Source organism: Pseudomonas sp. LBUM1640 (genome assembly GCF_059716225.1).
Map to the genome: position 1 here is coordinate 5720634 of NZ_CP166816.1, position 24846 is coordinate 5745479.

At 59.9% G+C, this 24846-nt stretch carries 24 protein-coding genes and 3 pseudogenes; 18 read left to right on the forward strand and 9 right to left on the reverse strand.

Translation table 11 applies throughout. The features are described from left to right. The first annotated feature begins 147 nt into the window (after positions 1-147). The 3 genes from ACA065_RS25380 to ACA065_RS25390 all read left to right on the forward strand — a co-directional run bounded on the left by ACA065_RS25380 (position 148) and on the right by ACA065_RS25390 (position 4122). The gene (locus tag ACA065_RS25380) at positions 148-1416 is read left to right on the forward strand and encodes a sialidase family protein (protein ID WP_497692007.1); all 1269 of its coding nucleotides are present in this window, start codon (positions 148-150) and stop codon (positions 1414-1416) included. Further along, entirely contained in the window at positions 1416-2027 is a 612-nt protein-coding gene (locus ACA065_RS25385; RefSeq protein ID WP_497692008.1) for a hypothetical protein, read from the forward strand. The genes ACA065_RS25380 and ACA065_RS25385 overlap by 1 nt, the downstream gene beginning before the upstream one ends. Positions 2028-2100: 73 nt before the next feature. Continuing rightward, positions 2101-4122 carry an LTA synthase family protein gene (locus ACA065_RS25390; RefSeq protein ID WP_497692009.1) on the forward strand — a complete coding sequence of 674 codons (2022 nt, stop codon included), beginning with the start codon at positions 2101-2103 and terminating at the stop codon, positions 4120-4122. Here ACA065_RS25390 and ACA065_RS25395 read toward each other — a convergent pair whose 3' ends face one another. After that, positions 4123-4497: a c-type cytochrome gene (locus ACA065_RS25395; RefSeq protein WP_448649694.1), complete on the reverse strand. Its 375-nt coding sequence runs from the start codon at positions 4495-4497 to the stop codon at positions 4123-4125. 182 nt (positions 4498-4679) lie between these two features. On the opposite strand from ACA065_RS25395, the gene ACA065_RS25400 reads away from it, so the two are divergent. From ACA065_RS25400 to ACA065_RS25410, 3 genes are all read left to right on the forward strand, one after another. Then, positions 4680-5060 carry a response regulator gene (locus ACA065_RS25400; RefSeq protein ID WP_497692010.1) on the forward strand — a complete coding sequence of 127 codons (381 nt, stop codon included), beginning with the start codon at positions 4680-4682 and terminating at the stop codon, positions 5058-5060. A gap of 195 nt (positions 5061-5255) precedes the next feature. Then, entirely contained in the window at positions 5256-5870 is a 615-nt protein-coding gene (locus tag ACA065_RS25405) for a biliverdin-producing heme oxygenase (RefSeq protein WP_497692011.1), read from the forward strand. After that, entirely contained in the window at positions 5867-8110 is a 2244-nt protein-coding gene (locus ACA065_RS25410) for an ATP-binding protein (RefSeq protein WP_497692012.1), read from the forward strand. Before ACA065_RS25405 ends, ACA065_RS25410 begins: the two co-directional genes overlap by 4 nt. A 36-nt stretch (positions 8111-8146) precedes the next feature. Here the strand turns inward: ACA065_RS25410 and ACA065_RS25415 are convergent. After that, positions 8147-8554 (reverse strand): annotated as a pseudogene (locus tag ACA065_RS25415) (sensor histidine kinase); the annotation flags it as partial. Between ACA065_RS25415 and ACA065_RS25420 the strand changes: the two are divergent. The 6 genes and pseudogenes from ACA065_RS25420 to ACA065_RS25445 all read left to right on the forward strand — a co-directional run. Continuing rightward, positions 8548-8790: pseudogene (locus tag ACA065_RS25420) on the forward strand (MlaA family lipoprotein); the annotation flags it as partial. The pseudogenes ACA065_RS25415 and ACA065_RS25420 sit on opposite strands and share 7 nt — an antisense overlap. Next, the gene (locus tag ACA065_RS25425; RefSeq protein ID WP_497692013.1) at positions 8780-9148 is read left to right on the forward strand and encodes a hypothetical protein; all 369 of its coding nucleotides are present in this window, start codon (positions 8780-8782) and stop codon (positions 9146-9148) included. The pseudogene ACA065_RS25420 and the gene ACA065_RS25425, both read left to right, overlap by 11 nt. A gap of 109 nt (positions 9149-9257) precedes the next feature. Next, positions 9258-11153, forward strand: coding sequence for an alkaline phosphatase D family protein (locus ACA065_RS25430; RefSeq protein WP_497692014.1), 1896 nt, complete (start codon positions 9258-9260; stop codon positions 11151-11153). Between the two features lie 209 nt (positions 11154-11362). Continuing rightward, positions 11363-11686, forward strand: coding sequence for a type II toxin-antitoxin system RelE/ParE family toxin (locus ACA065_RS25435; protein WP_497692015.1), 324 nt, complete (start codon positions 11363-11365; stop codon positions 11684-11686). Between the two features lie 9 nt (positions 11687-11695). Continuing rightward, positions 11696-12004 (forward strand): Fis family transcriptional regulator, encoded by a 309-nt coding sequence (locus ACA065_RS25440; protein WP_497692016.1) that lies wholly within the window; start codon positions 11696-11698, stop codon positions 12002-12004. A 190-nt stretch (positions 12005-12194) separates the two neighbouring features. After that, a complete protein-coding gene (locus ACA065_RS25445; protein WP_497692017.1) occupies positions 12195-13208 on the forward strand; it encodes a GGDEF domain-containing protein in 1014 nt (337 codons plus the stop codon). A 28-nt stretch (positions 13209-13236) separates the two neighbouring features. On the opposite strand, the gene ACA065_RS25450 is transcribed toward ACA065_RS25445, so the two are convergent. After that, the gene (locus tag ACA065_RS25450; protein WP_497692018.1) at positions 13237-14265 is read right to left on the reverse strand and encodes an amino acid ABC transporter substrate-binding protein; all 1029 of its coding nucleotides are present in this window, start codon (positions 14263-14265) and stop codon (positions 13237-13239) included. 144 nt (positions 14266-14409) lie between these two features. Between ACA065_RS25450 and ACA065_RS25455 the strand changes: the two genes are divergently transcribed. Together ACA065_RS25455 and ACA065_RS25460 are read left to right on the forward strand one after the other, a co-directional pair. Beyond that, a complete protein-coding gene (locus tag ACA065_RS25455; protein WP_497692019.1) occupies positions 14410-15303 on the forward strand; it encodes a LysR substrate-binding domain-containing protein in 894 nt (297 codons plus the stop codon). 89 nt (positions 15304-15392) lie between these two features. After that, positions 15393-16640, forward strand: coding sequence for a 2-aminoadipate transaminase (locus ACA065_RS25460; RefSeq protein ID WP_497692020.1), 1248 nt, complete (start codon positions 15393-15395; stop codon positions 16638-16640). Here the strand turns inward: ACA065_RS25460 and ACA065_RS25465 are convergent. Continuing rightward, positions 16637-18652 (reverse strand): c-type cytochrome, encoded by a 2016-nt coding sequence (locus ACA065_RS25465; RefSeq protein ID WP_497692021.1) that lies wholly within the window; start codon positions 18650-18652, stop codon positions 16637-16639. The genes ACA065_RS25460 and ACA065_RS25465 overlap by 4 nt on opposite strands. A 224-nt stretch (positions 18653-18876) precedes the next feature. Between ACA065_RS25465 and ACA065_RS25470 the strand changes: the two genes are divergently transcribed. From ACA065_RS25470 to ACA065_RS25480, 3 genes are all read left to right on the forward strand, one after another. Next, the gene (locus ACA065_RS25470) at positions 18877-19113 is read left to right on the forward strand and encodes a type II toxin-antitoxin system prevent-host-death family antitoxin (RefSeq protein WP_497692022.1); all 237 of its coding nucleotides are present in this window, start codon (positions 18877-18879) and stop codon (positions 19111-19113) included. A 121-nt stretch (positions 19114-19234) separates the two neighbouring features. Then, positions 19235-19738 carry a DUF6622 family protein gene (locus ACA065_RS25475; protein ID WP_497692023.1) on the forward strand — a complete coding sequence of 168 codons (504 nt, stop codon included), beginning with the start codon at positions 19235-19237 and terminating at the stop codon, positions 19736-19738. A 69-nt stretch (positions 19739-19807) separates the two neighbouring features. Then, positions 19808-20524 carry a hypothetical protein gene (locus tag ACA065_RS25480; protein WP_497692024.1) on the forward strand — a complete coding sequence of 239 codons (717 nt, stop codon included), beginning with the start codon at positions 19808-19810 and terminating at the stop codon, positions 20522-20524. A 148-nt stretch (positions 20525-20672) separates the two neighbouring features. On the opposite strand, the gene ptaA is transcribed toward ACA065_RS25480, so the two are convergent. Beyond that, a complete protein-coding gene (gene ptaA, locus ACA065_RS25485; protein WP_497692025.1) occupies positions 20673-21755 on the reverse strand; it encodes a pyoverdine biosynthesis transaminase PtaA in 1083 nt (360 codons plus the stop codon). A gap of 222 nt (positions 21756-21977) precedes the next feature. On the opposite strand from ptaA, the pseudogene ACA065_RS25490 reads away from it, so the two are divergent. Then, positions 21978-22143 (forward strand): annotated as a pseudogene (locus ACA065_RS25490) (queuosine precursor transporter); the annotation flags it as partial. A 33-nt stretch (positions 22144-22176) separates the two neighbouring features. Here ACA065_RS25490 and queC read toward each other — a convergent pair. The 4 genes from queC to ACA065_RS25510 form a co-directional block, all read right to left on the reverse strand. After that, positions 22177-22875 (reverse strand): 7-cyano-7-deazaguanine synthase QueC, encoded by a 699-nt coding sequence (gene queC / locus ACA065_RS25495; protein WP_497692026.1) that lies wholly within the window; start codon positions 22873-22875, stop codon positions 22177-22179. Positions 22876-22977: 102 nt separating this feature from the next. Continuing rightward, positions 22978-23865, reverse strand: coding sequence for a heme o synthase (gene cyoE, locus ACA065_RS25500; RefSeq protein ID WP_497692027.1), 888 nt, complete (start codon positions 23863-23865; stop codon positions 22978-22980). An 11-nt stretch (positions 23866-23876) separates the two neighbouring features. After that, positions 23877-24218, reverse strand: a complete 342-nt coding sequence (gene cyoD / locus ACA065_RS25505; RefSeq protein ID WP_010206434.1) for a cytochrome o ubiquinol oxidase subunit IV — start codon at positions 24216-24218, stop codon at positions 23877-23879. Next, entirely contained in the window at positions 24218-24844 is a 627-nt protein-coding gene (locus ACA065_RS25510) for a cytochrome o ubiquinol oxidase subunit III (protein WP_017734786.1), read from the reverse strand. Before ACA065_RS25510 ends, cyoD begins: the two co-directional genes overlap by 1 nt. Positions 24845-24846: the final 2 nt, after the last annotated feature.

Here is a 24846-nt window from a genome sequence, read left to right on the forward strand (position 1 = left end):
CACTGTGAACCTTCCCACGTCTGCAGGGAAATACTCCTGCGCTTGTGGGACCAGGTGCGGGACAACCCCTCGTTATCCATGCTCACCGGCCGCAGGAGCACCTGCTGGGTGAACGTGCGCAGTTATCCTTTTTCCGACAGGTTCTCTATGCGCTCCGCTTTACTGATCTGCAGCCTGCTAGGGGTCTTCATCGCCGCCTGGCTTAGCCATCCGCCTCATGTTCTAGCCCCCTTTGCCCAAGCAAGCCCGCCCCCCTCAAAAGTCGCGACGGCACCGCAATACACCAGCCGCTTCGTGTCCTCGCAGCTCACCGACTTTGTGCACTCCTCCTCCGTCACGGCCCTGCCCGGCGGCGACTTGATGGCCGTGTGGTTTGCAGGCAGCCGCGAAGGCGCCGCTGATGTGCAGGTGCGCACTGCGCGGTTTGATGCGCGCAGCGGCGAATGGGGTGCCGAGCACGTGCTGGCCACGCGCGAAAGCACCCGCGACGGCACCCAGCGCTACATTCGCAAACTGGGTAACCCAGTGATTGCGCTGGGGCCGGATAAACGCCTGTGGATGTTTTATGTGTCGGTGTCGGTCGGCGGCTGGGCCACCAGTGCGATCAACGTGATGGTCTCCGATGACCTCGGCGCGAACTGGTCGGCGCCCCGGCAATTGATCACATCGCCATTCTTCAACATCAGCACCTTGGTGCGCGCGGCGCCGGTGTTCCACGCCGATGGCTCTATCGGCCTGCCGGTGTATCACGAGTTCATGGGCAAGTTTGCCGAGTACCTGTACTTGAGCGCCGACGGTGCGGTGATCGACAAATTCCGCATCAGCCGTGGCAAGCATTCGCTGCAACCGACCATCGTGCCGCAGGATGGCCAGCGCGCCGTGGCGATGTTGCGCTATGCCGGCGAAACCCATCACCGCGTGCTCGCCAGCCGCACCGAGGACGCTGGGCAAACCTGGAGCGAGCCGTACCCGCTGGAACCGGCCAACCCCAACTCATCGCTGGCGGCGGTGGCCACTGAGGATGACGGTTTGTTGGTCGCCCTCAACGACCTGCAGGACGGCCGCTTCAAGCTCAGCCTCTATGGCACCAACGCGCAGTTCAGCCAATGGCGCACGGTGATAGAGCTGGACCAGTCGCCCGATCCGCTCGGCCAGCCGTTCTCCCACGAAGCCTACAAAGAAATCATCGGCGAAGGCTTTCGCGCCTCCAGCGGAGCCAAGCGCCTGCCACTGGAACAGCGCTTTCTGAGCAACCTGGATTACCGCGTGTGCAAACCGCGTGGCTGCGATTTCGAATACGAGTACCCGTACTTCAGCCGCAGCCCGGACGGCACGTACCACTTGGTGTACTCGTGGAATAACACCTTCATCAAACATGTCAGCTTCAACGAAGCCTGGCTGGCGGAGCATCTGTGATGGTTTCTGTGTGGCAAGCCCATTTGAGTTTTGTGCTGCTGGGGTTTGTGCTCTTAAGCATGTTGCGATTTACCGCGCCGTGGCGCCCGTGGTTGCTGCCAGTGTTGGTGGTGGTGAGCTTTATCCCGGTGAATGAGCTGCCGTTGGCGGCGTATGTGCGCAGTTTCACCGATGACCTGGCGATCAGCACGTTGGTGTTGTTGGCATGGGTAAGCCTGTGCCGATTGGGCGTGGTGGCGCCAGTTAATCGTTCACATCAGGTGCAAGTGCTGGTGCTGTTTGGGGTGCTGAGCCTGTTGTTGTATCCGGCCACGATGGGCCTGACGTATTACGACCCTTACCGCTGGGGCTTCAACCCCCGGCCGATGATTGTGCTGGTGGGCGCGGTGGCCTTGCTGATGCTGTGGCTGCGTAATGCGCTGGCGGTATGGATGCTGGCGCTGGGCACCCTGGCGTTCGCGCTGCGGCTCAAGGCTTCGGAAAACTATTGGGATTATCTGGTCGATCCGCTCCTGACGGGCTACTGCGTAATCGCTGGATTAATGCAATTCAAACTGTGGGAGCGGGCTTGCTCGCGAATGCGGTGGGTCAGGCAGCATATTTGGCACTGAACCACCGCTTTCGCGAGCAAGCCCGCTCCCACATTTGCTTTGTGGTGTTTGTGAGATGGAATAGGGGTCAATGATGGGTGTGTTGCAATCACGCCGCCTGCGCTACGGCGTGGGCGCGATCGGGTTGGTGTTTATGCTGTTGGCAGCCCTGCGGCTGGTGTTTTTGATCAGCTTTTCCGGCTTGGATTTAAACACCCCGGCGCTGCTGGAAACCCTGGGCATCGGCCTGCGTTTCGATCTGCGCCTGGCCGTGTTGATCCTGCTGCCGCTGGCGCTGCTGGCCTGGTTCCCGCGCTGGAACCTCACCACCCTGCCCGCCCTGCGCTGGCTGGCGCGCGGCTATCTGGTGGTGGCGCTGGCCGTGGTCGGCCTGGTGTACATCATCGATTTCGGCCATTACGCCTACCTCGGTGTGCGCATCAACGCGACGGTGTTGCGCTACCTGCAAGACGCACAGATTTCTCAGCAGATGGTGTGGGAAACCTACCCGGTGCTGTGGATAACTGCTTGTTGGCTGGCGGCGGTGGCGCTGTGGGTGTGGGCGTTGGTGTGCCTGGAGCGGTTGACCCTGGATCGCCAACCCAACGTCATCGGCAAATGGGCGGTGGCGTCTGTCGCCGTGGTCGGTGTTGTCGGCGTATTGCTTGCCCTGCTCGGCCGCGTGGCCAACCTCAACCTGGAAAACCCGGTGCCGCTGCGCTGGAGCGATGCATTCTTTTCCGGCAACAGCCAGGTCGCCGCCGTGGGCCTGAACCCGGTGCTGTTTTTGTACGACACGCTCAAGGTCGGCCAATCGCAATACGATGAAGCAAAAGTGCGCGAGCATTACCCGCAAGTCGCTAGATATTTGGGTGTTGATCAGCCCGATCCCCAGCAACTGAACTTCACCCGCGAGCAAGGCGTGCAGCCCTATCGTCTGCAAGGCGAGCGCCCGCCCAACGTGGTTTTCGTGATGCTCGAATCCCTCGGCACCAGCGCCGTCGGTGCCTATGGCAACCCGCTGAACCCCACGCCGAACCTGGACAAATTGGCGACGCAAAGCTGGTTCTTCAAACACTTCTACGTGCCCGTCACCGGCACCGCCAAAACCGTGTGGGCGAGCATCACTGGCGTGCCCGATGTGACCCGCCAGGAGACCGCCACGCGTAACCCGCTGATCACCCGGCAACACACGCTGATCAATGCGTTCGAGGGCTACCAGAAGTTCTACATGATCAACGGCAATGCCGGCTGGGCGAATATCAATGCGTTGATTCGCCAGAGCATCGACGGCGTGCAGCTGTTTGACGAAAGCGCCTGGCGCTCGCCGCGGGTGGACGTGTGGGGCATCTCCGACCTGGACCTGTTCAAGGAAGGCGACCAACTGCTGCGCGCCGTGCCCAAGGACACGCCCTTCTTCGCCTACGTGCAAACCTCCGGCAACCACCGCCCGTTCACCATCCCCAAGCAAAACGACGGTTTTAAGGTGCGTGACGTGACATTGGAGCAAGCCCAGGCCGCCGGTTCGCGCAGCGTTGAGCAATACAACGCGGTGCGCCTGCTGGACTTCAACATCGGCCGCCTGATGGACATCGCCAAGGTCGGCGGCTGGTACGACAACACCATTTTCGTGTTCTTCGGCGACCACAACACGCGCATCAGCCAGATCCCGCACATGGCGCCGGCCTTCGAGCAACTGGGCCTGGAAAGCAACAATGTGCCGATGTTGATCCACGCACCCGGCCTGCAACCGCGGGTGATTGAAGAGGCCGTGGGCCTGGCGGACTTGTTACCGACGGTGGCCGGCATGGCGGGTGTACCGTTTAGCAATGGCGCAATGGGCCGCGACATCCAGCAACCGGCGCCGGAAGGCGAACGTGTGGTGCCGCTGGTGTTGCACGAGGGCACGTTCCCGATTATCGGCGGCGTAACCAAGGACTTCCTGCTGCAGATGCAACACGACGGCAGCTCACCGACCCTGCATGACCTGGCGTCGCAAACCCCTCGGGATGACGTGGCCGAGCAGCACCCTGAAGAGTTTCAACGCTTGCAGGGGCTGACGCGCGGGCTGCATGAAAGTGCGCGGTTGATGCTGTTCAAAAACGTGCGCGAGTGATCATTTGGGCTGGAAGGTTTCCAGGTAGGCCAGGATGTTTTCAATCTTTTCCGGGTCGCTGATGCCCCAGAAGATCATGCGCGTGCCGCTGACCACCTTCTTCGGCGCCTCGATGTAGGCGGCGAGTTTGTCGCGGGTCCAGACCACGCCGGAGTTTTTCATCGCGTCGGAGTACTGGTAATCCGTGGTGGTGCCGGCGGGTCGGCCGATGATGCCGTTAAGCTCAGGCCCGAAGCCGCCGCGCGCGCCTTCGCCAATGCTGTGGCAGCCGCCGCAGGTCTTGCTGAAGAGCTTGCCGCCCGCCTCGGCATCGCCCGCCGCAAAAGCCGGGGCGGTGTTGAGGATCAGGGCGAGGGTCAATAAGGCGTACTTCATGAAGGGCTCCACATCGGGCAACGGTGAGTCAATTATGCCTGTATCAACCTCGCAATGGCGCAGCGCGCGCGCCCTGTGGAACCGCTCAAAAGCGACCACCCATCGCCCCGCACACATCCAATCGAACCTATTCACACCCGCCCCACTCCACCTTACTGAACCCTGATGGTGGAGTAAGGATCATGGCTCAGCCATCGATTTTAGTGCTGGAAGACGACGATATAATTCGCTTGTTGATGGTCGATGTACTGGAGGATTTCGGGGCGCATGTCACTTCGTTTCCTTCAGCGGATGAAGGGATGATTTACCTGGAACGCGGCGATGACCCCGTGGATTTGATTGTCAGCGATATCCAGATGCCGGGTTTACTCAACGGGTATGACTTGAGCAAGGTGGTGGCGCATCGGTGGCCGTTGGTGCCGGTGGTGCTGACCTCCGGCAATACCAAGCTGGCAGAGCAGTTGGGCGGGTCCGTGCGGTTTTTGCCGAAGCCGTGGAGCGCCGAACACCTGGTTGAGTGCGTGCAAACCGCGCTGACTCAAAGGGTCAGCTCTCTGCATTGATAGCACCGCAATATCACTTAAAGCGAACTTGATGAGCTGCCGCGTGGTCATTAATCACGCCATGAGCGACTTTTCTGATTCGCCGGTCAACCTTTTCGCCGTGTGCGCGCAGTTGACGACAATGAGTTGTGTAGAATCGTCGCCCATTTACTCGCGTCATTCATGGCCGAAAGGCCCACAGTTCGAGCTCATTGAATGCATTCACAGGCCCCTGATGTTAGTGCGCCCTCATTGTTGGAAGCGTTGCGCACAGGCACCAGCCTGCTGCATGTAGCATTGGAAAAACGCCTGCCGTTTTTCTCTGATCACCTGGATGCCGATTGGTATCGGCGCCTGCTTCAGGCGTACTACGGCTTTTATGCGCCAATCGAAGCGGCACTGTACGACAGCGGCTTGATCCCCAATGAATACGACGCTGTGTTGCGTGTGAAAACGCCAACACTGCTGAGCGATCTCCACGCCCTCGGCCTGAATGACAGAGCCATCAGTGCCCTGGCGCATTGCACCGAACTCCCGCCCCTCGACACCCCCGCCGCCTGCCTGGGTGCCCTGTATGTGCTGGAAGGCGCCACCTTGGGCGGCCAAGTGCTGCGCCGGGAAATGGCCCAACGGCTGGGCATCGACGCGGATAACGGCGGCGCGTTTCTCAACGTGTACGGCGCCGAGACGGGTCGGCGCTGGAAAGACTTTCTCGATTACCTGGGCCGCCAGCCCCTCAACGCACACGCCAAACAGCGTGCGGTAGCGGCGGCCTGTTCGACATTCAGCGGCTTTGAGCAATGGCTCGTCAGCCAGGAGGTACTGCTATGAAACCCGCAGATTTTGAAGAACTGCTTACCAACTGTGCCGACGAGCCGATTCGCATCCCAGGCGCGATTCAGCCCCACGGCGTATTGCTGACGTTGTCGGAACCTGACCTGAACATCCTGCAGGTCAGCGCCAACGTAAGCAGCGTGTTTGGCCATGCCCCTGAGACGCTGCTGGGTCAGCCGCTGCACACCTTGATCGGCGCAGAACACACCCAAGCCGTGCAGGCCATGGCAGAAAACAACACGTTTTTTGACGCGCAGGCGCTGCATGTCACCTTCAAGGGTGTGCAATTTGAAGGCCTGCTGCATCGCCATCAAGCCGTACTGGTGCTGGAATTCGAACCACGCCTGGAAGACTTCAAACCCCACGCGCGCAACGGCCGCACCAGTGACTTGGGCAAAATGCTGCAACGTCTGCAGTCGGCGAAAACCCTGCAAGCGCTGTACGAAATCAGTGTGAATGAAATCCAGGCCATCACCGGTTACGACCGGGTGCTGATCTATCGCTTCGAAGAGGAAGGCCACGGCCAAGTGATCGCCGAGGCATCGTCGCCGTCCATGGAGCTGTTCAACGGGCTGTTTTTCCCGGCATCCGACATCCCGGAGCAAGCGCGCGAGCTGTACCGCACCAACTGGTTGCGCATCATCCCGAACGCGGCCTATGAACCGGTGCCATTGCTGCCCAAGCTGCATCCGCACACCGGCGAGCCACTGGATTTGAGCTTTGCCACCCTGCGCAGCGTGTCGCCGATTCACTGCCAGTACATGCAAAACATGGGCGTGCTGTCGTCCATGAGCATCTCGCTGATGACAGGCGACAAGCTCTGGGGGCTGATCAGTTGCGGTCACCGCGAGCCACTGTTGGTGCCCAATGACCTGCGCATCGCCTGCCAAACCATCGGCCAGGTGCTGTCGTTGCAGATCAGCGCCATGGAAGCCCTGGACCTGAGCCGTCAGCGCGAAGAAAAAGTCGAGGCACTGGCCCTGCTCGACCGGGCGATGAAAGCCTCTGAACAAAACGTGTTTGATGGCCTGGCCCAGCAGCCGCATGTGCTGATGGACCTGACCCTGTCGGGCGGCGTGGCGATCATTGAAGACAAACAGCTGCACTGCTACGGCAACTGTCCTACACCTGCACAAATTCGTGCCCTGCACAGGTGGCTGCACGCCAGCGGCGAGCCGGTGTTTGCCAGCCACAACCTGACCTCTGTGTACCCGCCAGCCGCCGAGTTCCAGCAGGTCGCCAGTGGGGTGTTGGCCATGAGCCTGCCCAAGCCTGTGGACAACGGCGTGCTGTGGTTTCGACCGGAAGTGAAAGAGAACATCCACTGGAGCGGCAACCCGAACAAACCGCTCAACCTGGAAAATTCCGACGACGGCTTGCGCCTTCGGCCACGTACCTCGTTTGAAATCTGGAAAGTGGAAATGGCCGGCATCTCCACCAAGTGGAGCCATGGCGACCGCTTCGCCGCCAACGACCTGCGCCGCTCCGCCCTGGAAAATGACCTCGCCCGCCAAGTGTTGCGCGAGCAGCAGGCCGTGCGCGCGCGTGATGACCTGGTGGCGGTGGTGTCCCACGACCTGCGCAACCCGATGACCGTTATTTCGATGCTCTGCGGCATGATGCAAAAGGCTTTCAGCTCCGAAGGCCTGCACACGTCGCGACGCATCTCCTCGGCTATCGACACCATGCAACAAGCCGCCGGGCGTATGAACGTGCTGCTGGAAGACTTGCTCGACACCTCGAAAATCGAGGCTGGCCGCTACGTGGTCAAGCCGGTGTTGCTGGACGTCAGCCAGATGTTCGAAGAAGCCTATGCCCTGCTCGCGCCGCTGGCGATGGAGAAAGGCATCGAGCTGTCGTTCAACGCAGAGCCGCAGCTGCAGATAAACGGCGACCCGGAGCGTCTGTTCCAGGTGTTGTCGAACCTGATCGGCAATGCCATCAAGTTCACTGCGCGTCTGGGCACTATCGAGGTCAGCGCCGTGAGCAACGCCCAAGAGGTGCTGTTTTCGGTGCGCGATTCCGGTGAAGGCATTGCGCCTGAGCAGTTGCCGCATGTGTTCGATCGTTACTGGACCCAGACCGAAAACAACCCCACTGGCAGCGGGCTGGGGCTGTATATCACCCAAGGGATCGTGCAGGCACACGGCGGGTGGATCGATGCGCAAAGTGAGGTGGGCCAGGGTAGCGAGTTTCGCTTTACGGTGCCAAAGGCCATCGAGGATTCACACACCTGACTATGGCGAACGGGCTTGCCACATAGAGCCCGCCTGTTAAACCGGCAACACCACCACCGCCACCAAGCCACCGCCCTGGCGATCAGCCAGGGTCAGCGTGCCGCCATGCTCCAACACAATTGCCCGCGCAGTGGAGAGCCCAAGCCCTACGCCGCCGGTGCTTTTGTTGCGTGAGCCTTCCAGGCGATAGAACGGCGTGAACACCTGTTCCCGATGCTCGGCAGGAATACCCGGCCCACGATCCAGCACGTGGATAACGACCTCGCCCGACAGTTGCAGCAGCTCGATTTCCGGCGCCTGGCCATAGTGGATCGCGTTGTCCATCAAGTTAGTCATCACACGCTTGAGGCCCTGCGGGCGACCGAAATACACCAGCCGTGGCGGGCCGCAAAACCGAATGTCGATGCCTTGGTCGCGATAGTCGTCGATCAAGGTTTGCAGCAGTGGGGGACAGCGACACTGTGCAGGCCCTGGGCACCGTCAGCCTGGTGGGTGGCACGGTGGATACACGCGCGTCACTGCTGCCCCTCACCGACAGCCTGCAAAAGCTGCCGGATTACTACAGCGCATTGCGAAATGGGGTGGCCGAACACCGGGCGGCCTTTGTGCTGGAGGGTAAGGAAGGCGCGACGATACCCGCGCAGAACACCTGCGGGGCGGGCGCCGGGGATGATTTTTGAAGCCTTTTCACGCCGTCTGCAGCGACTCAGGGGCGCGCAGTCTTGTCACGTTTTGATCAAAGACGTGTATAGCTCCGTCAGCCAAGGCTTTGTAAGTTCAGTCCGCGTTTACAGCGCGATAACTCAACCACACTCTCTTAGCCTGACCGAGAAAACCACGATGAATGTTTTTTTCAACATTGCCACGAGCTACATCAACATTATCCAGCCAGTCGACTTCAAACAGGTCGCACACGTGGCAAAGCTAGTCAGCGTCAGCGATCAGGGGGCGAGCGCAGACGTCAGCAGTGTGAGCGCACCGAAAAACAACAGGCGCTCTGGCAGCCTTGATAGCCTGGGCAAAGGTAATCTTCTGTAGGGCGAAAAAAGGAGAGCGCCAGCTCTCCACTTCCCCGCCATTGCTTAACAAAACACTGACATCCACTGAGTTAACCTACGTGCCTCCCTCGCACAGAGCCATCATCCCTATGCTTCAAGCAGGCACCCTGCCCGCCGTACTTGCTGGGCCGCTGTTACGCCGACTAACGTCGCAACGCTTGGTGTTGTGGCTGGTGGGCAGCCGTGAACTGTCGCTGACCCTGCGCCTGCACGTTGCTGAACACACTCGCGATATTCTGCTGGGTAAAGACCAGTGCCAGGTCGTACCGGTGGGGCGCCACGCCTTCATCCACCTGATCGACGTGCGACTGGACGAGGCCCTGCCGCCAGACGTGGTCATCGGCTATGACCTGCTGATCGACAGCCGCGGCATTGCCGAATGGGCACCGCACCTGCTGTACGCCGAAAACCAACACCCCAATTTCGTGCTGCACAGCCGTATTCACCAGTTGGTGCATGGCTCGTGCCGCAAACCGCACCACCGAGCCGACGAAGGCTTGCTGTGCGTCGACCGCCTGCTGGCCGACGCCCACACGCCGCCCGAACGCCCAGCCTTGCTGATGATGAGTGGCGACCAGATCTACGCCGACGATGTCGCCGGGCCGATGCTGCGCGCCATTCATGCACTGATCGCGTGTTTGGGCCTGTACGACGAATACCTGGAAGGCGCGGTGGTGGATGACAGCGCCAGCCTCTATGGGCATCGCGCCAGCTACTACCATCGAGCGGACCTGCTCCCGGCGCTGGACAGCAACGAGACGCTGCGCGAACGGTTTTTCGGTGGCGTGAAGAAGCCGATTTTCACCAGCAGCACCGCCGACAATCACCTGGTGACCTTTGCCGAAGTGATCGCGATGTACCTGCTGGCATGGTCGCCCACGCCCTGGACGCTGATCGCGCCGCAACCGCCGCAACTGAGCGTCGAGGAGCAGCAGCGCTATGCCCAGGAGCTGGTGCACATAGAGCAATTCCGTGACGGCCTGCCAGGCGTCGCGCGGGTCTTCGCGCACCTTTCGACACTGATGATCTTCGACGATCACGACATCACCGATGACTGGAACCTCAGCGCACAATGGGAACAAACTGCCTACGGCCACCCGTTCTCCAAGCGCATCATCGGCAACGCCCTGCTCGCTTACCTGCTGTGCCAGGGCTGGGGTAACCAACCGGAGGTGTTTGGCGAGCTGCTGAACCAAACCCAGAAACTGACCGCCCAGGTGCAAGACAATCATCTGCAGGCGGGTGCGCAAGATGACCTGTTGGAAACGCTGCTGAAGTTCCAGCGCTGGCATTACGTACTGCCCACCACGCCCGCCCTGGTGGTGCTCGACACCCGCACACGGCGCTGGCGCAGCGAGTTCACGCTCAAGCAACCCTCCGGCCTGCTGGACTGGGAAGCCTTGAGCGAACTGCAACAGGAACTGCTGGACCACCCTTCGGCCATCATCGTCTCGCCCGCGCCGATCTTTGGCGTCAAGCTGATCGAGACCGTGCAGAAGGTGTTCAGCTGGTGTGGTTACCCGCTGCTGGTGGACGCCGAAAACTGGATGGCCCATCGCGGCGCCGCCCAGGTGATCCTGAACATTTTCCGCCACTCGCGCACGCCGGGTAACTACGTGATCCTCTCGGGCGACGTGCATTACTCGTTCGTCTACGAAGTGCTGATCCGCCACCGCAACGGCGGCCCCAGGATCTGGCAGATCACCAGCAGCGGCGTCAAGAACGAATTCCCCCCTCGCCTGCTGGAATGGTTCGACCGCCTGAATCGCTGGCTCTACTCGCCCCGCTCCCCACTCAACTGGTTCACTCGCCGGCGCACCATGCAGGTGGTGCCGCATATTCCGCAGCATGCCGAGGCAGGTGAGCGGCTGTGGAATTCAGCAGGCATAGGCCAGGTGTTTTTCAATGAGCAGGGCCAGCCGGAGGCGATTTACCAGCACAACGCAGATGGGAAGCCACGGACGCGGATGCTGGCGCCGGAGTAAGTTTTCTCACATAAGAAAAACCATCCTCGCACTCACCTTCAGGAAAAGTCATAAACATATGTTTTTTATGAAATTTTCTGAAAACCATCCACCTCCATCGCTCACAAAAAAAATGCCAGGCTCTGACCGCTTTTTGCGAAATGCCTCATCAATCGCTGATTGCCATATGAACCTATTTTGGTGCACTCTTTGTGAACGACTTACATCTAATGTTGAACGTCGCGTTTTTCAGAACGGAGGCTGGCAACGAACCCGTGCGTGAATGGCTGACGGAACTGCCCAGAGAGTCACGCAAACTCATAGGCATTGACATCAAAGCAGTCCAGATTGGATGGCCGCTGGGAATGCCGTTGGTTCGAAAGCTGGAGCACAGGCTTTGGGAAGTACGAAGTGACCTCAATGAGAACATTGCGCGGGTCATTTTTACGTTAGTTGACCGTGAAATAGTGCTGCTGCACGGTTTCATCAAAAAGAGCCAGAAAACTCCGTCAGTCGACCTGAGCACCGCCAGACGTCGTAAAAACAAGCTTTGAGGAATCTCCATGAATAAACATATTGGCTCCAACTTCGATGATTTCCTCAACGCCGATGGGCTCATAGAAGAAGTGTCCGCCGCCGCATTGAAGCGTGTTATCGCCTGGCAGTTGGCGCAAGCGATGAAGGCGCAAAAAGTCAGCAAAAAAGCACTGGCAGAACGTATGTGCACCAGCCGTACTGCAGTAGATCGTGCGCTGGATCAAAACGATGCAGGCATGACACTGGCAACCCTGGCGAGTGCTGCAAGGGCCTTGGGCCAGCGGGTAGAAGTACGGCTTGTACCCAATTCCAATGCAAGACCGGTGATGACGTGAAAATCAACTCAGGCAAACACGATAGAGCGTGCCGCACCGAAGCAGATGATGGCTCATCGCCACCCAACTAAAGCAGCACACCCGCCCTATTCAAACCGCGCAAGCCCCGATGTACAGTAGCGCCAGCCACGGAGTATTGGCGTCAACGAAGACTGGCCGTGAAAGCCAGCACACGCAGGGAAGCGCAAAAATGGACGATACCTCCGGCAATAAACCGCTACGCAATGACTTTTCCGAGCTCAACGCCGATATGTTGCACGCCGTCATGGAGCTGGTCAGTGACGGCATCTGGGACTGGAACGCTAACACCGGTTTCGTCTACCGCAACCCCGGCTGGTACGAAATGCTGGGCTACCCCCGCCACTCCCTGGAGAACAGCGTGTTCACCTGGGAGAACGTGATTCACAGCGAGGACTACCCCCGCGTGATGGCCGTGTTTGATGACTACATCAGCCAACGCGCGCCCCATTACCAAGCCGAATATCGCTGCCGAAAAGAAGACGGCAGCTACCTCTGGATCGAAGACCGGGGCTACGTGATTGCCCGTAACCACGACGGTTCGGTGGCGCGCATGGTCGGCGCGCACCGCGATATTCATACCCGCAAGAACTCCATCGAAAAACTGCAGAAGCGCAACCAATCCCTGGAGGCGCTGGTGGCCGAACGCACCCGTGAATTGTCACGGGTCAATCAGCAACTGCAAATGCAGCTGGATGAAAACCGCTCACTGGCCGAACAGGACGCCCTGACGCGTATCGCCAACCGTTATCGCCTGGAAAAAGTACTGCTGGAGGAATGCGAGCGTGCCGAGCGTTTCCGCTTGCCGCTGGCACTGGTGGCCATGGATATCGATGACTTCAAGCCGATCAACGACCAACATGGCCACGGCATAGGCGACAAGACCCTGGTGCGGGTCGTGGAGGGCCTTGCTGCCTGTGTACGCGCTGGTGATTTGCTGGCGCGCTGGGGCGGTGATGAATTTATGGTGATCCTGCCCAAAAGCACGTTGGATACCGCCAAGCAAATGGCCGAAAGGGTTCGGCTGAAAATCACCGAGATACCCGCCGTGGGCGACTTCAAAGTGACCCTGAGCCTGGGTGTGGTAGAGCGTCGTATGGGTGAAACTCCGGCCGCCCTGGTGGCCCGCGCCGATCAAGCGCTGTATCGGTCCAAGGCGGCGGGAAAGGATGTGGTGTCGGAGTAACCACAGTTCCCACGATAGCTTTACGTGATCAGCGCACCGGCGGCGCGTACTGAATGCCGCCGTTGCTCCACAACGCATTGAGCCCGCGCTTGATCTTCAACACGCTGCCCTGGCCGATATTGCGTTCGAACACTTCGTCATAGTTGCCCACTTGCTTGACGATCTGCACCACCCAGTCCTTGCGCAGTTTCAAGTCTTTGCCGTAATCGCCATCGGCACCGAGCAACCGCGCAACATCAGGGTTCTTGGTGGACTTGGCCTGCTCTTCGACGTTCTGCGAGGTAATACCCATTTCCTCGGCATTAAGCATGGCAAACAGCGTCCATTTGACGATGCTGAACCACTCATCGTCGCCCTTGCGCACCAGCGGCCCGAGCGGCTCTTTGGAGATCACTTCCGGCAGTACCACGAACTCGTCCGGGTGAGCCATCTTGATACGCTGTGCATACAGGCCCGACTGATCAGTGGTCAGCACATCACAGCGCCCGGCTTCGAGGCCCTTGGCGCTTTCGTCGGCGGTGTCGAAGGTAATCGGCGTGTACTTCATGCCGTGGGTGCGAAAGTAATCGGAAACGTTGAGTTCGGTGGTGGTGCCGGCCTGGATGCAAATGGTTGCGCCATCGAGTTGCTTGGCGGCGGTCACGCCCAGTTTGTTGTTCACCAGAAAGCCGATGCCGTCGTAATAGGTCACACCGGTAAACACCAGGCCCATGCCCGAATCGCGGGAGCTGGTCCAGGTGGTGTTGCGCGAGATCAGGTCGATTTCGCCGGACTGCAGCGCAGTGAAACGCTCCTTGGCGGTCAACTGGCTGAACTTCACTTTGGAGGCATCGCCGAATACCGCCGCCGCGACCGCGTGGCACACGTCCACGTCAATGCCCGTCATCTTGCCCTTGCTGTCCGGTACGCCGAAGCCCGGCAGGCCGTCGCTGACACCGCACTGGATAAAGCCTTTTTTCTGGATCGCGTCCAGGGTCACGCCCGCTTGGGCGCTGCCCGCCAGGCCGACGACCGCAGCGGCGGTAATGGCGGCCAAGGTGGTTTTGAAGTTGTTCATGCGAGGCACTCCCTGTCGATCTTTATTATTCGGCGCCGCACTGCCCGCGCCGGTTTATAGTGTTGCCGCGCAGTATCGACGGCTTTACACGCCTGCCACAAACGACCTTTAGGCAAAGGCTCCTTCCGATTTGGAATGAACTGCATGATCTCAAAACGCTTGACCCCTTCGATGACCGCCCTGCAATGCTTCGAAGCCGCCGCCCGCCACCTGAGTTTTACCCGCGCCGCCGAAGAGCTGCACCTGACCCAGAGTGCGGTGAGCAAGCAGGTGGCGCAGCTCGAAGAGATGCTGTGCCACAACCTGTTCGAACGGGTGCGCCAGCGTTTGTACCTGTCGCCGGCGGGCTCGCTGTACCTGGCCGAAGTGCACAAAATCCTGACTCAAGTGGACATCTCCAGCCGCTATATCCTCACCTATGGCGGCGAGACCGAAGTGCTGCGCATCGCCACCCAACCGACGTTCGGCGACCGTTGGCTGGTGCCCAAGCTCAAGGATTTCGCGGCCAAGCATCCGAACATTCACCTGGATGTGCGCAACGAACTGGAGCCCTTCGACGTGTTGCAGGCCAAAGCCGACATCGCGTTTTTCTTCGGCCGGGGCTCGTGGCCGGGGGCGACGTGCATCGAGCTATTTCGTGAAGCCGTGGTGCCGGTCTGCGCGCCTGGGTTTGTCGCCGAAGGCAGCGATGCCTCGTCGCGCCACACCTTGCTGCAATGCACCTCGCGCCCGGAAGCCTGGCATGAATGGTTCCTGGAACAAGGCCTGCATTCGCAGAACAGCTACCACGGGCCGCGGTTCGACACGTTCTACATGTGCATTCGCGCGGCGCAATCGGGCTATGGCGTCGCGTTGGTGCCGCAGTATCTGGTCGCCGCAGAGTTGGCCAACGGTAGCTTGATGATCCCGTGGGATTACGCAATGCCCAGCGCCGGCGCGCACTTTATCGCGCACGCCGAACATGCCGGCGAGGTCCCTAAAGTGAAAGCCTTCTTGAACTGGATGGTGGACTACTCAAGAGCACATCCCGACTTTTAATAATGACCCGGCGACTTTATTTCGTTTGCGGCAAGGCCGGGCGCGCGGCTTAGATAAAAAGACGCCCGCCATTGCCGAGTCCGAGATTCATGAGCCGCGAAACCATCAGCCAGTCGATTTCCATCGTTCACCCCATCAGCCTCAGCCACGGCAAAAACGCCGAGGTCTGGGACGCCACGGGCAAGCGCTACATCGACTTTGTCGGCGGCATCGGCGTGCTCAACCTCGGGCATTGCCACCCGGGTGTGGTTGAGGCGATTCAACACCAGGCGACCAAACTGACCCACTACGCGTTCAACGCAGCCCCGCACGCGCCCTACATCGAACTGATGGATCGTCTTACTGCGTTTATCCCGGTGAATTACCCGGTGAGCGGCATGCTCACCAACAGCGGCGCGGAAGCGGCGGAAAACGCCTTGAAGATTGTGCGCGGCGCCACCGGCCGCACGGCGGTTATCGCGTTTGACGGTGCCTTCCACGGCCGAACCCTGGCCACACTCAACCTCAATGGCAAGGTGGCGCCCTACAAGCAAAAGGTCGGCGTACTGCCCGGCCCGGTGTATCACCTGCCCTACCCCAGCGCGGATAACGGCGTGACCTGCGCTGAGGCGCTGAAGGCGATGGAGCGTTTGTTCAGTGTAGAAATCGACGTTGAGGACGTGGCCTGTTTCATCATCGAGCCGGTGCAGGGCGAAGGCGGTTTCCTCGCGTTGGACATTGAGTTCGCCCACGCTCTGCGACGTTTTTGCGATGAAAAAAACATCCTGCTGATTGCAGACGAAATCCAGTCAGGCTTCGGCCGTACCGGCCAGCGCTTCGCCTTCTCGCGCCTGGGCATCGAGCCGGACTTGATCCTGCTCGGCAAAAGCATCGCCGGTGGCGTGCCATTGGGCGCGGTGGTCGGGCGTAAAGCCTTGCTCGACAACTTGCCCAAAGGAGGCCTGGGCGGCACGTATTCCGGCAACCCCATCGCCTGCGCGGCCGCCTTGGCTACCTTGGACGCGATGACGGATGCGCACCTGAAAACCTGGGGCTCACAGCAGGAAGAAGCCATCGTCAGCCGTTATGAAAAATGGCGCACGCAAGGTATGCCCTATGTGGGCCGCCTGACCGGCGTCGGTGCCATGCGCGGCATCGAGCTGGCCCACGCCGACGGCACGCCCGCGTCCAAGCAACTGACCCAACTACTGGGCCTGGCGCGGGACGCCGGTTTGCTGCTGATGCCCAGCGGCAAGTCGCGACACATCATCCGCCTGCTGGCACCGCTGACTATTGAGCCTGCGGTGCTGGAGGAAGGCCTGGATATTCTCGAAGCCTGCCTTAAACAGCTGGCCTAGTAGCGCGCATCCACAGGCTTGCCGCCGTTAGGCCAGTCTTTGACCTTGTCCGGGAAATCCGGACGCGGTTGAGCGGAGAAATACGCCGCCACGTCCACCGCCTCCTGGTCCGACAACCCGCCCTGCCCCAGCGGGAATTTCTCGTGGAAGCCGATCGGCATGTTGCGTTTGACGAACGCCGCCGCCGTGTAGGGCCGCGCCATGCCGGCGCCGATGTTGAACGACTGCTCGCCCCACAACGGCGGGTACACCAGCTCGCCGTCGGCACGCGCCAGGCCTTGGCCGTTGTCGCCGTGGCATACCGCGCATTGCTTGGCGTATACCGCTTTGCCATTGGCCAGGTCCGGCTTGATCGACGGGTCGATCTTGCCCACGCCACGCCCAGCCACTTTGTCTTCGGGCCGGGTGTTGTTTTTCATCCAGTCGAAGTACGCGACCATCGCCTGCATATCCGCCGATTGCGGCGGCAGCGGCGTGCCATTCATCGAACGGCGGAAGCAGCCGTTGATGCGTTCCTCCAAGGTGACCACCTTGCCGGCACGCGGCGCATAGCTGGGGAAGAACGCCGACACGCCCACAAACGGCGAGCTGTCCGCCACGGTGCCGGCGTTGAGATGGCAGCTGGTGCAATTGAGCGAATTGCCGACGTTGTTCGCCAGCAGTTGCTTGGTTTGCAGGTGCAGGCGCATGCCACGAATCACTTGGTCGGCATTCGGTGCGGCGAGCAAGTCGGCCAGGCGTGGGGTTTCGAAGGCCGATGAATCGGTGGTGGTGGGGTTGAGTTGGTCACGCAGTTTTTTCACTTGGGCGGCGCTGATCGGCGTGCCCTCGTTGCCCCAGCGGGTGCGCACGAAGCTCAGGATCTCGGCGATTTCCTGGTCCGCCAAGCGGCTGAAACCCGGCATGGCGTAGACCCTTGGGTGGGTGGCGGTTTGCGCCGTTTCCCAACCCGTCAGGGTGATGTGCAGCAGCGAAGTCGGGTTGTTGGCCGCGATGCTCGGGTTGCCGGCCAACGGTGGAAACACGCCTTTCACGCCGCCGCCGTCGCTGCGGTGGCAGTCGCTGCAAAACTGCATGTAACCCAGGCCGCCACGGCTGGTGAACAGGTCGGCCGGTGGCGCGGCGGGTGCGCGCGCCACCGCTGGCATCGGCAGATCATCTTTGCCCGGTGGCAGCGATTTCAAGTAGCTGGCGATGGCGGTGAGGTCGTCATCGCTGAAGTGTTGGGTGCTGTGGTGAATCACATCAGCCATGTTGCCGGCCACCGTGGCAAAACGGTTTTGCCCCGTCTTGAGCAGTTGCACGGTGTCTTCCACGGTCCACAGGTTGCGCAGGCTCAAGGCGCGCCAGTGTTCGACGGTTTCGCCAGCCAGGTAATGCTGGCCGCTGCGGCCGTCATCACTCATGGCTTTTTCCTGGAAGGCGATGCCGCGTGGCGTGTGGCAGGAGCCGCAATGCCCCAGGCCCTGGACCAGGTAGGCGCCACGGTTGAGCATTTCATTACGGTTGGGGTCCGGTTGGAACGGCTGCTTGTCGAGAAAGGCAAAATTCCACAGCGCCAGGCCCCAGCGTTGATTGAACGGGAAGCCCATGTCCGCCTCAAGGTTGGCCTGCTGCACGGGTTCGACGCCTTGCATCAGGTACGCATAGAGGGCGCGCATGTCCTCCTCGCTCATCTTGGCGTAGGACGGATACGGCATCGCCGGGTAAAGATTCATGCCTGTGGGCGTGACGCCTTCACGCATCACCTTGTCGAACTGCTCGAAGGTGTAGGCGCCGATACCGGTTTCGCGATCCGGTGTGATGTTGCTCGAATAGATCGTGCCCATCGGCGTGCTCAGCGCCAGCCCGCCAGCCATTAGCTTGCCTTGCTTGGCCGTGTGGCAGGCGATGCAGTCGCCCAGTTGCGCGACGTATTTGCCGTGTTCAATTTCGGTGGGGGCGGCGTGCAGGGGTAGCGCCAGACAGAGCGTCGCCCCCAGCAAGGCCCGGCGAGACAGGGAAAAGGCCATGGCATTAATCCTTTAATAACCTGGCGTGGAGGGGTCCCCTCGGCGCAGGTAGGTCATCGTTTTTATGGGGTCATCAGGCCTCTGTGTTGTAACGGTTTTGACGGCGCGGGGTGTTGATGTGGGTCAGGGGCAAATCGATGACGATATTCGAGACAGTTGATAAGGTGCCTCTCGAAGATCTGTGCAAACTTCTGTAGGTTCTAACATCAAATGAGGAGACCTCAATGGAAGCAATCCACTATAGAAAAGCCCGCGCCCGTCTCTCTAAAACGATGGATCGGGTTAATGAAGATCGCATTCCCCTTCTGATAACCCGTCAGAAAGGTGAACCCGTGGTGATGATTTCGCTGCCGGAATTTAATGCTCTGGAAGAGACCGCCTACCTACTGCGCTCGCCAAAAAATGCTGAACGCCTGATCAACTCAGTCAACAGGTTGCGGACAGATAAAGCGATTAATTGAAGAGTGAAAATAGTCAGATTCCTTAGATCTTGGTGTACCGCTATGATTGCTGACAGGGCTAACCCCTCCTGATCTAATCCTCTCCTGAAATCGCCCGACACTTTTCTGCACGGAAGCCCCCATGCTCGACATCCTCCAAGGTACGCCCCTGTGGGTGTACGCCGTTTACCTGTGGATTTGTTACTACGGCATCAAGGCCTGCCTGGGCGGGCGAGAGAATCGTCGCTCGTTGATGATCCTGCCGGTGGTGCTGGTGGTGTGGTCGCTGATGTCGCTGGCGCCGTCGATGCTGTCGAGCAGCGCCTGGGTCGGCGGTGCGCTGGTGGGCAGCCTGGTGGGCATGCTGCTGTTCAACGCCGAAGGCGCGCGGCTTGATGCCAATGGCGAAACGCTGGTGTTGCCGGGCACCTGGAAAACCTTGCTGATCTCGCAGTTGTTCTTTGGGGTGAAGTACTACTTCGGCTATCAGCAGGCGGTGCACCCGCTGTTCTTGAGCACGCCACAGATGCTGGTGGCGGTGGGCGGTGTGTCGGGGTTTACCGTTGGTCTGTTCTGCGGGCGCGCCGTGCGGCTGCAGCGGGCGCTCACAGCTTTGCGACGCGATAAGGGCGTTGTGCTGCCTTGACCTGATCTCCCCAGCCACTGAAAATGCGCGACGCTTTTTTGTCCCGTTTACTGAAGTAGTGAAATTTCAATGTCCGATTCTTACACCGAACACTCCACCGAAGAATCCGTAGCAGCCCTGCACGCCAAGGCTGAATACGAAAACGCCATCAATCTTTCACAGCATGTGCCTGCGGCCAAGATCATCAGCGAGATGGTGTTGGACGCGTTCCACACTTCCAAGGAAAGCGACCAGATCCGCGAGCTGCGCCTGGCCATCCGCCAGGCCCACGACGCTTTCGACGACGACAAGGCCTACGACCTGATGGGCCAGCTCAAGCAGCTCAAAGACGCCGAAGCTGCCGACAACATCGCCCTGGAAGACCTCAGCAGCAAGTTCTCGATCAGCCGCATCCTGTCCAGCTTCAAGGACGACCCTGAGTTCCAGGAACTGGTCTACGGCCTGGCCCTCAAGGTGCTGAACCAGTCTCACCAGGCCATCAGCAACCCAAGCGCCGGCAAGGGCAAGGCCGCACGGCCGAAGAAAGAAGCCGAAGTGTTTGTGATCAGCAAGGACGGCATCAGCGTCACCCTGCCACTGCGCACGCCGCGCTCCAAGTTGAGCGTCGACCGCGAGGCGTTCGAGTTCCTGGGTTTCAGCTTTGTGGGTGAAGGTGATGAAGCCGAGCTGGAAGTCGAAAGCTTTGTGGATAACTCGGGGGCTGAGCAGCCATTGAGCCGCAAGAGTGTGATCACTGCATTGCAGCAGCAGACGGCCTTTGATGGGTACAGCATCGCGCAGCAGTAATACACACTTAGAGACAGTACTGGATTAAAAATGTGGGAGCGGGCTTGCTCGCGAAAGCGGTCTATCAGTCACATTTTCGGTGACTGGCACTCCGCTTTCGCGAACAAGCCCGCTCCCACATTTGTTTTGCGTTGTTTCAAACAACGCGTTAGACCTGCGCCGCGAATACCTCACGAAAACGCTGCATTTCGTGCTGATTGCCGACGGTTACTCGCACCCAGTGCGGCCAGTCTTTCCACACGCGTCCGATCAATACACCCTGTGCGGCCAGCTTCTCGATCACCTGCTCGGCCGGTTGCTTCACGTCGATCATGAAGCAGTTGCTCTGCGACGCTGTACAGGTGAACCCCCGACCCTTGAGCCACGCCACGGTCTCATCGCGCAACTGGGCGTTGAGCGCCTTGCGCTGTGGCAACAGCTTGATGTCTTCGAGGCTCGCGCGGGCGCCGAGCAAGCTCACGGCGGCGGGCACGTTGTCGCCGCCGAACACTGCCAGCCGCTCCAGCAGCGCCGGGTGACCGATGGCCAGGCCCAGGCGCGCACCGGCCAGGCCGTAGATTTTCGAGAAGGTGCGCAGTACCAGCAAGTCGTCGTGGTCCTTGACCCAACTGACGACGCTTGGGGTGTCGGCAAAGTCGATATAGGCCTCGTCCACCACCAGCACGCAGCCTTTGGGTTTGTTCGCCAGCGCCAGGCGGATCGCTTCGGTGGGCGTGATCGTGCCGGTCGGGTTGTTGGGGTTGCACAGGTACAGCATGCCCGCCTGGGGATCGGCGGCGAGCATTGCAGGTACATCATGGGCGTGGTGGGCGTCGAGGCTTACTTCATGCACCGGCGCCTTCCATGACTCGGCGGCCTGGCGCGGCACCTCGTAGGACGGCGTGGCCATGACCAGGCTGCGGGTGTGGCTGGTGAATGCCAGTACCGCGTAGCGCAGTGCGGCCATGGAGCCGGCAAACACCGCTACGTTTTCCTCGGCAATGCTCTGCTGCTGGGCAAACAACGCGGCTAACGCGTACATGTCCGGGTAGGGATAACGCCCCGACGTCGCGATCCCGCGCTGCATGGCCTCACGCGCGGCGCTTGAGGGGCCGTAGGGGCTTTCGTTGTAGTTGAGCCGCACCGTGTCAGCGTTTGCCGGCGGCGGGCTGGCGACCGCCCAATCCAGGCGCGCCAACACCGGCAGGGCCGCCCCGAGGGCGAGAAGGGAGCGACGACTTACGCTGATCATGGGGGACTACTCCTTGTAGACGGGTGACCGATTCACACAGTGCGTACAAGGAAGTATGACGAGGAACGCCCCGGCGGATTTAACCGGGCACCGGTGAATCAGCCGTCCAGGTAGTCAGCAATGGGATAGCGCGCACACAAAGCCTCCACTTCGCAGCCGTGGGCCTTAAACGCGCCGGCCACTTCATCGGGGCGAGCGTACGCACCCGCCCCATGCAGACGCTTCCTGTTTTGCTTCATCGCCTTCTACGGCGCCATGCAAACCAGCGACATCCTGAGCATGATCTATGTGCAGATCGCGATCAAAGTTGGCTTTGCGTTCTTCAATATCGCGCCGGCCTATGGCGCGCGCGTTGTTCAAGCGCTGGATCACCGGCACCGCTGCCTGACAGTTAATAGGTTGGGTAATGCGCCCCTAAACCCTAGCTCGGCTGCAACTTCTGCTTCAGGCTCTGCATCACATCCGCCTTGTTCTGCAGATACTCATTCAAACCGCGTGCACGCAGGTTGCACGCGTCGCAGTTACCGCAGCCACTGCCGATGATGCCGTTGTAGCAAGTCAGCGTCTGGTGGCGCACCAGCTCCAGCTGGTTGTGGTAGTCGGCCAATGCCCAGGTTTCGGCCTTGTTCAGCCACATCAACGGGGTGTCCAGGCGCAGCGTGTATTCCATGCCCAGCTCGAGCGCCTTGTTCAACGCTTTGACGAACTCGTCACGGCAATCGGGATAGCCCGAGAAGTCGGTTTCGCACACGCCGGTGATGACGGTTTGCGCCTTCACCTGGTAGGCGTAGATCGACGCCAAGGTCAGGAACAGGATATTGCGGCCCGGCACAAAGGTGCTGGGCAGGCTGCCGCCTGAACTGTCCACGGTCGGTACAGGAATGTTGTCACGGGTCAGGCTGCTGATGGCCAGCTCGTTGAGCAAGGACACATCCATGACTTTGTGGACGGTGGCGCCCAGTTGCCTGGCGAGTTTCTGGGCGACTTCAATTTCCGCCACATGGCGCTGGCCATAATCGAAGGTGATGCAGTGCACTTCGTCATACAGCGGCAGTGCCTGGATCAGACAGGTCGTCGAGTCCTGCCCGCCACTGAACACCATCACGGCTTTTTTACTCATTACGTTGCTTCCTGCATTTGTAGAATGTGGGAATAGTTTAAAGGCCACTCAATAAAAAACCCCGCGCTTCTTGCGAAGGCGGGGCTTTTTTTGCTCAACCCATCAGTGGGCGTAGGTCAGCAACAGCTCTTTGGGCACTTGGAAATCCAGGGACATCATCACGCTGAGCGCGGTGATGGTGAAGATCGAGAACACGAACAGCTTGCGCGCCCAGACGGTGTCATCCACCGCCTTGTAGCCGGTCCAGGCCATGTACAACCAGTACATGCCCATGGCCGCCGCGACGGCGAGGTAGCTCATGCCGGCGTAGCCACTGAAGGTCAACATCAAGGTCGCCACAAGGAAGGCCAGGATGTAGAGCAGGATGTGTTTCTTGGCCACCTGAATGCCACGTTTTACCGGCAGAACCGGGATCGAGGCAGCCAGGTAGTCATTGAAGCGGAAGATCGCGATGGCATAAGAGTGCGGCATCTGCCACAGGCTGAACATCACCAGCAGCACCAGCGCGGCCATGTCGAAGCTATTGGTCACAGCCACATAACCAATCACCGGCGGCATCGCCCCCGACAGACTGCCCACCAGCGTGCCGTGAACCGACTTGCGCTTGAGGTACAGGCTGTAAAGGCCGACGTAGATGACGAAGCCGATCACGGCAAACAGCGCCGCCAGCGGGTTGGCCACCTTGTACAACAACACCACGCCGGCGATACCCAGGACAGTCGCGAAGATCAGTGCCAGCTTCAGGGAGATAAGGCCCTGGACCAGCACACGATTCTTGGTGCGCTCCATCTTGATGTCGATATCGCGGTCGATGCAGTTGTTGAATACACAACCGGAAGCTACCACCAGGGAGGTGCCGATCATTGCAGCCAGGAAAATGGCCAGATCGACATGTCCCTTGGAGGCCAGGAAGAAACCGCCTGCCACAGAAAGCACGTTACCGAAAATGATCCCCGGTTTGGTGATTTGGATAAAGTGCTTAAGCGACATCGGGTCTTACCTCACTTCGCCATCATGAACGTATGGATGCTGAACATGATCCATATCGACAGGCCAACCAGCAGCAGGATCACGAGGCCTGCGAACACGAATGCAATCACGTTATCGCGCTGCTCTTTGGAACGATCCAGGTGCAGGAAGTACACCAGGTGAACCAGAACCTGAATCACCGCGAATGCCAGAACGATCATCAACGTGATGGACTTCGGCAGGGTCGGGTACATCACCAGACCAAACGGGATGAGCGTCAGGATTACCGACAGGATGAAGCCGATGGCGTACGACTTAACGCTGCCGTGGCTCGCATCATGGCTGTCATGGTCATGGGAGTGTGCATTAGCCATTACAGTGTCCCCATCAGGTAAACAACGGTGAAGACGCAGATCCAGACCACGTCCAGGAAGTGCCAGAACAGGCTCAGGCAGCTCAGGCGAGTCTTGTTGGTGTTGGTCAGGCCGTGTTTATTGACCTGATACATCATCACCGCCATCCACAGCAGGCCGGCAGTTACGTGCAGACCGTGGGTGCCTACCAGCGTGAAGAACGCGGACAGGAAGCCGGAACGGTGCGGGCCGTAGCCTTCGGAGATCAACAGGTGGAACTCGTTGATCTCCATGCCGATGAAGCCCAGGCCGAACAGGAAGGTCAGGCCCAACCAGCTCAGTACGCCCTTCTTGTTGCCCTTGTAGAAGGCCAACATGGCGAAGCCGTAGGTGATCGAACTGAACAGCAGCAGGGCGGTTTCGCCGAGCACGTAAGGCAGTTCGAAGATGTCGTGGCCCGACGGGCCACCCGCTACGTTGTTTACCAGTACCGCGTACACCGCGAAGATCGACGCAAACAAGATGCAGTCGGTCATCAGGTAGAGCCAGAAACCGAATACGGTCATTGGCCCCGAGTCGTGGTGATGGTCATCGTGCCCATGGTCATCGACATGGGCGTGTCCAGCATTGGTCACTAAGTTCGACATGG